The sequence below is a fragment of the uncultured Campylobacter sp. genome, assembly GCF_938018035.1.
Lineage (GTDB): Bacteria > Campylobacterota > Campylobacteria > Campylobacterales > Campylobacteraceae > Campylobacter_B.
Genome location: NZ_CALIJF010000408.1, coordinates 1 through 10108 on the forward strand (window position 1 = coordinate 1; position 10108 = coordinate 10108).

The window sequence follows — 10108 nt, forward strand, 5'->3', positions numbered from 1 at the left end:
GTGACGCGCAGCTTACAAGGCATAAAAGATATACGCGAAGAAGCAGGCGAGAGCCACAACGATGGACGTTGGTAAAGCGGCGGCTCGCAGCAAGGGATGGCAGGTCATGACATGCATGCGCGGCAAGTAAATACCGCGCGCGTCTCGCGGCGAGCGGCTAAATTTCATCAACCACAGACCACGGTAAGTAGATAAAATTTGCATTAGAACAAAACCGAAGCGAAGCTTTGTTGAAATTTAGCCTGTTTTAAAAAGACGGAGGCGGTGTAGCGACGGGCGGCGTGAAATTTTACTTTACTACGCGCGATATATACGCAAGGCACGATCTAAAACTCATTTTCCAATCAAGCGGCCCGCGGAGCCTCGCAATGCATACCACAAGACATGACTAAAACAGACAGGATTTTAAAATTTAACGCCGTATTCGCAGGCTATGGAATTTGCAACGTAAATTTAAAAGCAGCGATCCGCCTTATGAAATTCCGTTTCGAATTTTGGCCCGCAATATGCCCTTTTTGAGGCGGAAAAGACCGCTCAATCGTAAAATCGCGCTTCTTGCAAAGATGGTGGCAGCGCATTACTCCGCTCACTCACAAAGCCCGTCAGCCTTCCGATGACGCTTTGATGAGAGGCGAGCTGCGTCTGTGCAAATTTGTATTATTGGGATCGCGGATTTGCTTATCGCTAAATTTAGTGCATATGCGGTCGCCGTACGCCGCTATGGTAAGAGTGGGCTTGCGTTTAAATTTGCTCCGATCGCGCTGTGTTTTACGATAAAAATTTATGAAATTTCATTTTCGGTCGGTGCCAAAAAATTTTATAAAGCTCTATTTTAAAATTTGCGGCACGGGCACGTACCGACCAGGTCGTCAAGCTAAAATCAAATATCAAAATTCCAAGCGGCGAATGCAGAAAACCCTCGTGCCTAGCGTATCTGCGGCGGCAGTGCGGACGCGCTAAATTTATCGCTTTTAGGACGCAAAAGACGCACAGGCGCGGGCAAAATTTATTGATTTTAGAGTTTAAAGCATCAAATTCGCGCGTCTAGGCTAAATTTTAAAATTTAAAGCGCACGACGCTTCCGACGTGTCCACGCGACTGCAAGCGCTCATAAAATTCGCCCGAAGCAAGGTTGTAAAACCGCGGGCGGGCGCAAAATTTATCGCCGCAAAAATCAAAACCGCGAAAGCAAAAAGGCTCCGCGAGCATTCGCTGCCGCATCCGCCCGAGTAAATTAAAATCGCATGATCCGCCTGGCTGGCATACGAGGAGTGCGCCGCTGCGGGCATTTGCACTTAAATTCGGTGCGATCGCAATACGATTTAAAACTGCACCTGCTTAAATTCGCGCCGTTTCGGTTCGCTCACAATCACATCTCGCCGCAGTAGCGCTTTAAATTTGCGCCGCCGCGATTGTGCGCATTCAATCACTACGGCAAGGGTAAAATTTCAAAATCTAGGCCCATACGCGCCGATTTGCGCCGCCCAAAATCGCTCGGATCGAATTTACCGCTGCCGCAATCCGCGCAGATTAAAGCGCCGCCGCTTAAAAGCGCAAATTTTATCTCTCAAACGGCGGTGCGAAATTTCGCTAAAATTTCATCTCTTAATTCGGCGCGGGTTTATAAAATTTCGCCCTCGCCGCGCTCCGAAATCTGCGACTTAGGCAGCGCCAGGCTCTTTGCGGTTTTGCTAAAAAGTATCAGGTCTTCGGTGCTTTGCACGCTCCACGGCAGCCGCGAGAGCGCGAATTTGAAAATTTCAAAGCAGGAAACGGCGTCGCTAAATGCGCGGTGGTGGACGTTTTGTACGCCTAAAAGCTCTTTTAGCGAGCCGAGCCCGTATCTTTGCGCCTCGATCGTGCGGCGCGCGAGCTCGACGGTACAGAGCTTGCGATTCAAAAGCATCCCGAAGCCGCATTTTTGCAGGCTCGCGTCGATGAAGCCGTAGTCAAATTTGACGTTGTGCGCCACAAAAACGCTATCGCCTAAAAACAGTCTAAACCGCTCCAGCACGCTAGCTAGCGGCGGCGCGCCTACAAGATCGTCCGCGCAGATCCCCGTAAGCTCCGTGATATTTTCGGGCACGACGGGCGCATAAACGAAGCTTTCAAAGCGATCCAGCTCCTGCGTGCCGCGCGTTTTTATCGCGCCGATTTCGATGATCTGGCCGTTTGAGAGCCCGCCGTTCGTCTCGATATCCACGAAGCAAAAAATTTCATCCGAAATGTCCGTCTCACGGGTTTTGAGCGTGATTTTGCCGTTGTCGAGCTTTATTATTTCTATGCCCAGCGCCCGCCACATCGAGAGGTCTTTGGGCTCGAAAAGCTCGGTAATTTCGGCAATGTCGCTTGCTTTTGAGATAAAATCGTAATAATTTATGCTCTTTTGAGCCAGTAAATTTATAAGATTTTCGATTCTATGCGTCAAAATTTTACCCCTGTGCCGCGCCTAAATTTTAAGCGCACGGATCGCCTCCGCGTAGTCGTTTGAAGAAAATATGTAGTTGCCCGCTACCACGACGTCGGCGCCCGCTTCGTCGATATCTGCGATATTCAGCCCGTTTACGCCGCCGTCGACCTCGATGAGGCATTTTGCGCCTTTGCGATCGATCAGCTCGCGCAGCTGCTTAATTTTCTCAAGCGCCGAGGGGATAAATTTCTGCCCTCCAAAGCCAGGATTAACGCTCATTAAAAGCACCATATCGACCTCGCCCAAAATAAACTCCAGCGCGCTAAGCGGGGTGTGCGGATTGAGCACGACAGCAGGCGAGACGCCGCTACGGCGTATATGATCTATGAGGCGCAGCGGATGGGTCTCCTCCTCGATGTGGAAGCTAAGAAATTTCGGCTTTAGCGGCAAAAAAAGATCGGCGAAAAACGGCACGTTTTTGACCATCAGATGGATGTCTAAAGGCTTGCTGCTTGCCTTTGCCGCGGCGCTTGCTACGAGCGGTCCGATCGTGAGATTGGGTACGAAATGCCCGTCCATCACGTCGACGTGAATGAGATCGGCGCCCGCTTCGCAGACTGCGCGAATTTCCTCCGCAAGCCTTCCGAAATCTGCCGATAAAATGCTGGGTGCGACATACATTAAGATTCCTTTAAAATTTCAAGATGCGGAATTTTACTTAGTTTTGTCATAAATTTCGCTAAATTTGAACCGGAGCGAATTTTAAGCATAATTTGAAATTTTTTCGCTATAATCGCCATTTATTTTAATCATCAAGGATTTATTATGGCAAGAAGATGCGCAATCACCGGCAAAGGTGCGATGGTAGGAAACAACGTCAGCCACGCAAATAACAGAACCAAAAAGAAATTCCAGGTCAATCTACGCACCATCCGCGTTCAGCTAGAAGACGGCTCAACCAGACGAATCAAAGTCGCCGCCTCAACTCTACGAACTATGAAAAAACAATCAAAATAACCTCTTAAAGAGGAATTTATGTCTGTTTTGGACAAGATCAAGCGATTCCTCGACTGGTCCGGCTCGACTAAGCCGGACATCAACCTCTACACAGAAATTTACGACCAGCTACGTCCTTTTCGCTTACCGCTTATAACCATTGTGCTGATGATGCTAATCGGCACATTAGGCTATGTCTTTATAGCGGGCTTTTCGCTCGTGGACGCCTTTTATCAGGCGGGTATGACCTTCACGACGGTAGGCTTTACCGAAGTAGCGCCGATATCGCCCGCGGGTAGAATTTTTACCGTCTTATTCATCCTCATGGGCTTTGGAACCTTTTCATTTTGCCTGGGCGTCGTCGTCGAGGTCATAAAAAACGGCAAACTTCAAAATTTACTTAGGGAGCAACGAATGATCAATAACATCGCAAGGCTCAAAAACCACTACATTATCTGTTACAACAACATCTACTGCGCCGAGCTTGCCAAGCAGTTTCGCGAAAATCATCTGCCTTTTGTCGTGATCGACCCCGATCCCGCTCTAGCTAAAATTGCCGAAGAAAACCGCTATCCATATTTCATCGTAGGCGAGCCGCACGTAGAAACTACAATGCTAAAAGCGCATCTGTCATCTGCGAAATCTGTCATCACGCTAAGTCCAAATTTAGCCGATAATATCGCAATAATCTCGCTGGTGCGCCTATACGAAAAGGAGCTTGGTCGCATCACCCCCTACTTCATCATGGCAAATAGCGATGATGACAGCGACACGCAGAGGCTAAAAAAACTCGGCGCAAATTCTATCGTCTCACCATCCAAACTCGCCGCACAAAGGCTCTCTGCGATCAGCGTGCGCCCTGATATGGAAAACATTTTGGAGCGATTCTTGTATAAAAAAGACTCGCTTATCGATATCGAGGAGATCACGGTGCCCGATTTTTCGTGGATCCGCTTCAAGCGCCTAAAAGAAACTCGCTTGCGTGATTTTACAAACGCCGACGTCGTGGGAATCAAAGAGCCCAACAGCCGCTTTATCCCGATGCCAGATGGCGACTATCTCATCGGTACGGGAGTGAAATTTTTAGTCATTGGCACGGCAGAGGGTATCCGCAACACCAAAAAACTCATCCGTAGCAAATACAAGCCGCAGGAGATGAGATATGTTTAAAATTACTAAGCTCGAGGGCGGCTTGCAGAATGTCGAGGGCTTTTATTTTGACGGCGTGAATTCGGGCTTTAAAAAACAGGATAACGATCTAGGATTTATCCGCGCCGATGAGCCCTTTGCCGTAAGCGCGATCTTTACGAGCAATAAATTTCAAGCTGCGCCGATTAGGCATTTCAAAATGGCGCAAGAGCGCGCGGGCGGGGAGCTTAAAACAAATTTTATCCTCGTAAATTCTAAAAACGCAAACTCTATGACCGGGAAGCAAGGCATCGCCGATATCGATGAAATTTTTAGCGAGCTTGGCAAAAAGACCGCTCTGATAAACCCCGTTATGAGCTCGACCGGCGTCATCGGATACCGCCTCAAAAAGGAAAAAATTATCGCCGCCGCGCAAAATTTTAACTTCTCGGCGCGAAACTCAGATGCCCTAGCCACCGCCATTATGACGACAGATACGATAAAAAAGGAGCTTGCATATGAAATTTCTTTAGAAAACGGCGAGAAATTTCACATCGCAGCCGTTTGCAAGGGCGCGGGTATGATCAATCCTGCGCTTGCAACCATGCTCTGCTTCATCCTAACCGACGCAAAAATCCCGCGCGCGGATATGGACGAGCTGCTAAAAAAGGCGGCGGAGCAGAGCTTCAACACAGTAAGCGTCGACGGCGACACCTCCACCAACGATACGATTATGCTCTGCAGCAGCGCTAAATGCGCCTACGAAAAGTACGCCTTCGCGTCCGCGCTAAACGCCCTGACGCGCGAGCTTGCGCTAATGCTGGTAAAAGACGGCGAAGGCGCAACCAAGCTGGTGCGATTTAGGCTAAGCGGTGCCGCAAATGCCGATGATGCCCGCACGGCGGCAAAAGCGCTAAGCAATTCGCCGCTTGTTAAAACGGCGATCTTCGGCGAAGACCCGAATTGGGGTCGCATAGCCTCGACCATAGGCGCCTGCGGTATCGAATGCGACGAAGAAAAGCTGCGTATCAAATACGACGACGTGCTACTTTATGACGCGCAAAATCGCGAACTGGACGCCGCGCGCGAGGCCGCGGCTCACGCCGTAATGCAGCAAAAAAGCTTTACGATCTGGTGCGATTTAGGGCTCGGAGAGGGCGAGTTTAGCGCGTACGGCTGCGATCTTAGCTACGACTACGTAAAAATCAACGCCGATTATAGATCATAAAGATTCACAGCTCGCTTCATAACCTAAAAATCTCGTCTCGAAAATAGCGAATAGCAGCAGGGCTTTAAAGCTCTGCTCTTAAAATTTTATCATTTAAATTTGCCTATTTTAAATTTTTAAAAACTAAAATTTCATCTCTTGAAATTTGGAATCTCATGCGTGAAATTCAGTCTAAATTTGATAGCTGAAATTAGGTTTTAAGCGCTTTATTGATATACTTAAATAAATTTTTCAAAGGAGTAGGCATGTTTCATGAATACAGAGATTTAATCACTGAGTTAAAAGGCAAAAACGCGCGATTTGATTCGCTTTTCGAGAAGCACGACGAGCTGGATCACAAGATCGCCGACGCACAAGCCGGCAGAGTGCATATGAGCGATCTGGAGATCGATGCGATGAAGAAAGAAAAGCTTCGCATAAAAGATGAGCTAGGCACCCTGCTAGCGCAATATAAAGCCGAAAAGGCAGATAAATAAAGTTGCTTACGGCGAAATTAAGATGCAGCAGAGTGCTAGCAAGGCTGATTTCGCCGCTAAGCTTTAATCCGCGTTTAGAATTTTTTAATCGTAATAAGTTTAGCCGCTTAAATTTGCCGCGCGTGATAGAGATATTAAAACAGCGCGCCAAAACGAGTTAAAATTTATACCGCACGCTTCACCATATTGACACCACTAAATAATTTTTACGTATCGCTACATCACTGCATATACCAACAATGCGGTATTAGCGCAATCAAATATAATTCGTTACGGCTCTCTATCGCCCTTTCCGCTTCCAAAAATATCTCTTGCTGAATGCGTTTTGCGCTACAGAGTAAATTAAAATTTACGCCGCATCGCCTTGCAGCCTGGCTCTTAAATTTTACTTTGCAGCGAGCATTTTCTAGTAAATTTCAAATCTTGCGTTTTGCTTGTTTCAGGCGCAATACCTACTTTTAAAATTCCGCATTTCGCAGAAATCTAAAGTGGCGCTAGAATTTTAAATTCCCGTTCGCGCTAACCGCGAAATTTCAAATTCGCAGACTCCGACCAAGCGCTAGTTTATGCTAGAGCCTACTTTAATCTCTTCAAAGAATTTAGCTAAGCTTGCTTATTTTAACCCGCTTCGTTGAGCTTTAAAAATTTAGATTATTTCTTTGATCGTATCGGATAATGCCTACCGCCACGGAATTGCTCAAGCCGCCCTATTACCATATGTGCAATTAAAAGCGGCGCTAACGCGGAATTAAATAGTATAAGTGAGATCTGTAAAAGGTGTGAAATTTAATCATAGAATTTTAAGCGCCAAGAATTTGCGATAGAATTTCGCCACGCAAATCAAATTCCAAAACTAGCCTAGCCTACTCGAAAACCTTCGCTTCTAAGCCATGTAGCCTTTGCAAGCCGATATCGATATATTCGTTAAGCTTCTCATTATTTTCCAGCAATTTGTCGTAATAGCTCTTGGCTCTTTCTCTCGCGGTCGCATCAGGCTCGATATACTTTAGCCCGCTTTTGAAAAATCCTTTGGATTCCACAAAATAGATCGAGTGGATCTTCTCGCAGTGCGATAGCCCTGCTTCAGTGTAGTTTAAAATCGATTCGTACGCGATGTTGCCTAACAGCTCCTGCAACCTATTTGCGGGATTTTTGAAAAACTCGGCAAACTCCTTATACGGCGTAAAAACCTGATCCAGGTTTTTCATCGCATCGCCGTAGATACCCTTTTTCAGGCGAAACATCGTCATTTCTTGAGAACTTACAAACTTCTCTATTGCTTTTATCGTATCGTTTTTATTCACTGAATTTTTCCCTTTTAAAATATGAAACGCTCGGATTATATCGTTTGTTTTATAAAAATCCGTTAAAAATTGGTTAAATTTTGCCCTAGCGTTTTAGCTAAGTTTCTTTGAGCGCTTTTTATTAAATTTCCCGCCTCAGCCGCCGCACTTCTCGCACAATCCTCGCACGAGCACACTTTTGACATTTTTTTGTGACAAAGCTGGCATCGAAATCTCCTCCATTTTATGGCAGCTTTCGCAGACAAAATACGCTTTGGCGCCGTCGGTGAGCTCATAAAAGCTTTTATGATTATTTTCGCTGGTAATTATCAAATTTTTTTCTTCCAAAAGCGCTATATTGCGATATATTGTAGTTTTATTAGCACCCGTTAGTTCTACTAGTTCATCATAGCTTACCGGGCATTTTTTCTCGCTTAGGATCTGCACGATCTGCACTCTAAGCGCTGTAGGAGCGATATCGTGACTCGCTAAAAAATCTTTGGGATCCATTTTACGCCTTTTTTAAAATTTAAGCGATGATAGCGAAATTTAGATAAATTTATATTAAGTTGCAACTAAGTTGCTTTTGATATACTTCCGCAATTTTTTTAGAAAGGAATTTTATGAAAAAGCTTGTTTTCACGCTTTTAGCAGCTAGTTGCGTAGTATTCGCCAAACCTACGGTCACCACGACCATACTTCCTACGAAGTATTTTGTTGAACAGATCGCAGGTGATACTTTGCAGGTAAATACGATGGTCGGCAAAGGCGCCGATCCGCACACATACGAGCCTAAGCCTTCGGAGATGAAAATGCTAGAAAATAGCGATCTGTATTTTGCAGTCGGTATAGAATTTGATGAAGTCTGGCTACCAAAGCTTGCCGCATCGTATCCGAAGATGAAGATAATCCGCACAGAAGATGGCATCACTAAAATGGCTATGGCAGAGCATCACCATCACGACGAACATGATCATAGCGCGCATCACGATGATCACGATCATGACGCGCACCATGAGCATGGTGACAAAGACCACGAGGCGCACGAGCACCATCATCATCACGACGGCTTAGACCCACATATCTGGCTCGATCCGCAGCTTGTAAAAATTCAAGCTAAAAATATTAAAGACGCGTTAACCAAACAGTATCCTAAGGATGCTAAAATTTATGAAGCAAATTTCGATAAATTTGCTAAAAAGCTTGATGAGCTAGACGCTTACGCAAAGCAGAAATTAGCGGGCGTCAAGGGAAAGAAATTTATGGTTTATCATCCGTCTTGGGGCTATTTCGCGCACCGATACGATTTGGAGCAGATCGCAGTCGAAGTGGAGGGCAAAGAGCCTAAGCCTGCGGATTTAGCCGAGCTAATCGAGGAAGCCAAAGAGGAAAAGATCAAGGTGATTTTCGTCGCACCGCAGTTTTCCAAAAAGGCAGCGCAAACTATCGCCGCACAAACAGGCGCAAAGGTGATGGAGATCGATCAGCTGCCGCTAGATTGGTACGAGACGATGAAAAAGACGATCGACGTTTTCGGAGAAAATTTGTAGTTGATGAAATTTATTAAAATTTTACTTTTATCCGCGATCTTTAGCTCGCGGATATTTGCGTGCGCTCTGTGCGCCCTATACACGCCCACTGCGCACGTTAGCATCACTCCCGTCGCACAAGACGGCAAGATCGTGAGTCTGCATTTTTCGTGGCTTTTCTCTCAAAATTTTACCGACGTCATAATGCAGACCTACGATATAAATTCCAACGGCAAGCTTGAAAATAGCGAGCTTGCCGAGATAACTAAGGCGATGACCGATTATCTAACCCCCAAAAACTATCTTTGCGAGGCGGAATTCTACGATCAAGCGCCAAAAAACGCAAAGCCTGCGCTTAGCAACCTCGTAGGCACGCAGATCAAGGGAAATTTTAAAAACGCAATAAGCCTCGTCAAAAAGGGCAGACTCGTGTTTGAGTTCGATCAAAAGGTCGGCTTCGAGCTGCGAAACGGCCGCGTTCTTAAAATTTCCATTAACGACGATCAGGGATTTTTCAATTTCAAAATGCTTGACGACAAGCCCATTAATCTAGGCGAGGGCTTTGTAGCGAAGCCTAATTCAAATTTAGCCACCACTTTTATAGAATTTAGCGGCGAAAAACCAAAGATCGCAGATAAAAAGCCGCCAATTTCAGGCGCGCCGAACTCCGATTTAACGCAGAGCGAACTTACATCTAGCGAGCAGAGCCTTGCGGGCTCAGAGGATAAACTTGCGCAAGGCGGGCAAGGAAAACCTAATGCCAGCTCGGCGCGCAGATCAAACCAAAGATCGGTTGGTGATATCGTTTCGGAGGCTGCAGTAGAGGCGCAAAAAAATATCGCCGCTTCGGATGCTCTCGCGCAGATTAATAAAGCCGCTAAAAAGGATGCGCAGGCAAAAGGTGGCCCCGCAAATTCTACGGCGCCTGCAGATAAAGGCGCGGGCGAAAATTTTGCTGCGATCCGAGATAACTCTTTAAATTCCGCGCATTCTACGCAAAATTTAGCGACGCCGCCCGAGGAGAGTTCTTTAAATTTAGCGCAAAATAGCGCGAGCAA

Annotated in this window: 11 protein-coding genes; 7 read left to right on the plus strand and 4 right to left on the minus strand. The window is 46.3% G+C overall.

Annotated elements, in window-relative coordinates; genetic code table 11:
• Positions 1 to 644: 644 nt before the first annotated feature.
• Positions 645 to 836 (plus strand): hypothetical protein, encoded by a 192-nt coding sequence (locus tag Q0257_RS12500; RefSeq protein WP_298025274.1) that lies wholly within the window; start codon positions 645 to 647, stop codon positions 834 to 836.
• Between the two features lie 785 nt (positions 837 to 1621).
• Here Q0257_RS12500 and Q0257_RS12505 read toward each other — a convergent pair.
• Together Q0257_RS12505 and rpe are read right to left on the minus strand one after the other, a co-directional pair.
• Entirely contained in the window at positions 1622 to 2428 is an 807-nt protein-coding gene (locus Q0257_RS12505) for a 3'-5' exonuclease (RefSeq protein ID WP_298025278.1), read from the minus strand.
• Between the two features lie 21 nt (positions 2429 to 2449).
• On the minus strand, positions 2450 to 3091 hold the full coding sequence (rpe, locus tag Q0257_RS12510) for a ribulose-phosphate 3-epimerase (protein ID WP_298025280.1): 642 nt from the start codon (positions 3089 to 3091) through the stop codon (positions 2450 to 2452).
• A 144-nt stretch (positions 3092 to 3235) separates the two neighbouring features.
• Here rpe and rpmB point away from each other — a divergent pair, with 144 nt between their 5' ends.
• The 4 genes from rpmB (at position 3236) to Q0257_RS12530 (ending at position 6238) form a co-directional block, all read left to right on the plus strand.
• Positions 3236 to 3427 (plus strand): 50S ribosomal protein L28, encoded by a 192-nt coding sequence (rpmB, locus tag Q0257_RS12515; RefSeq protein ID WP_040304421.1) that lies wholly within the window; start codon positions 3236 to 3238, stop codon positions 3425 to 3427.
• 18 nt (positions 3428 to 3445) lie between these two features.
• The gene (locus tag Q0257_RS12520) at positions 3446 to 4576 is read left to right on the plus strand and encodes a potassium channel protein (protein ID WP_297960908.1); all 1131 of its coding nucleotides are present in this window, start codon (positions 3446 to 3448) and stop codon (positions 4574 to 4576) included.
• A complete protein-coding gene (gene argJ, locus Q0257_RS12525) occupies positions 4569 to 5762 on the plus strand; it encodes a bifunctional glutamate N-acetyltransferase/amino-acid acetyltransferase ArgJ (protein WP_298025283.1) in 1194 nt (397 codons plus the stop codon). The genes Q0257_RS12520 and argJ overlap by 8 nt, the downstream gene beginning before the upstream one ends.
• A gap of 245 nt (positions 5763 to 6007) precedes the next feature.
• A complete protein-coding gene (locus Q0257_RS12530; protein WP_177387402.1) occupies positions 6008 to 6238 on the plus strand; it encodes a YdcH family protein in 231 nt (76 codons plus the stop codon).
• 863 nt (positions 6239 to 7101) lie between these two features.
• On the opposite strand, the gene Q0257_RS12535 is transcribed toward Q0257_RS12530, so the two are convergent.
• Together Q0257_RS12535 and Q0257_RS12540 are read right to left on the minus strand one after the other, a co-directional pair.
• The gene (locus Q0257_RS12535; RefSeq protein WP_005873131.1) at positions 7102 to 7542 is read right to left on the minus strand and encodes a hypothetical protein; all 441 of its coding nucleotides are present in this window, start codon (positions 7540 to 7542) and stop codon (positions 7102 to 7104) included.
• A 135-nt stretch (positions 7543 to 7677) separates the two neighbouring features.
• Positions 7678 to 8031 carry an HTH domain-containing protein gene (locus Q0257_RS12540; RefSeq protein WP_298025285.1) on the minus strand — a complete coding sequence of 118 codons (354 nt, stop codon included), beginning with the start codon at positions 8029 to 8031 and terminating at the stop codon, positions 7678 to 7680.
• A gap of 113 nt (positions 8032 to 8144) precedes the next feature.
• Here Q0257_RS12540 and Q0257_RS12545 point away from each other — a divergent pair, with 113 nt between their 5' ends.
• Both Q0257_RS12545 and Q0257_RS12550 read left to right on the plus strand, forming a co-directional pair.
• Positions 8145 to 9071, plus strand: a complete 927-nt coding sequence (locus tag Q0257_RS12545) for a zinc ABC transporter substrate-binding protein (protein WP_298025287.1) — start codon at positions 8145 to 8147, stop codon at positions 9069 to 9071.
• A 3-nt stretch (positions 9072 to 9074) separates the two neighbouring features.
• The coding region (locus tag Q0257_RS12550) for a DUF1007 family protein (protein ID WP_298025290.1) at positions 9075 to 10108 on the plus strand (1034 nt) is incomplete at its 3' end.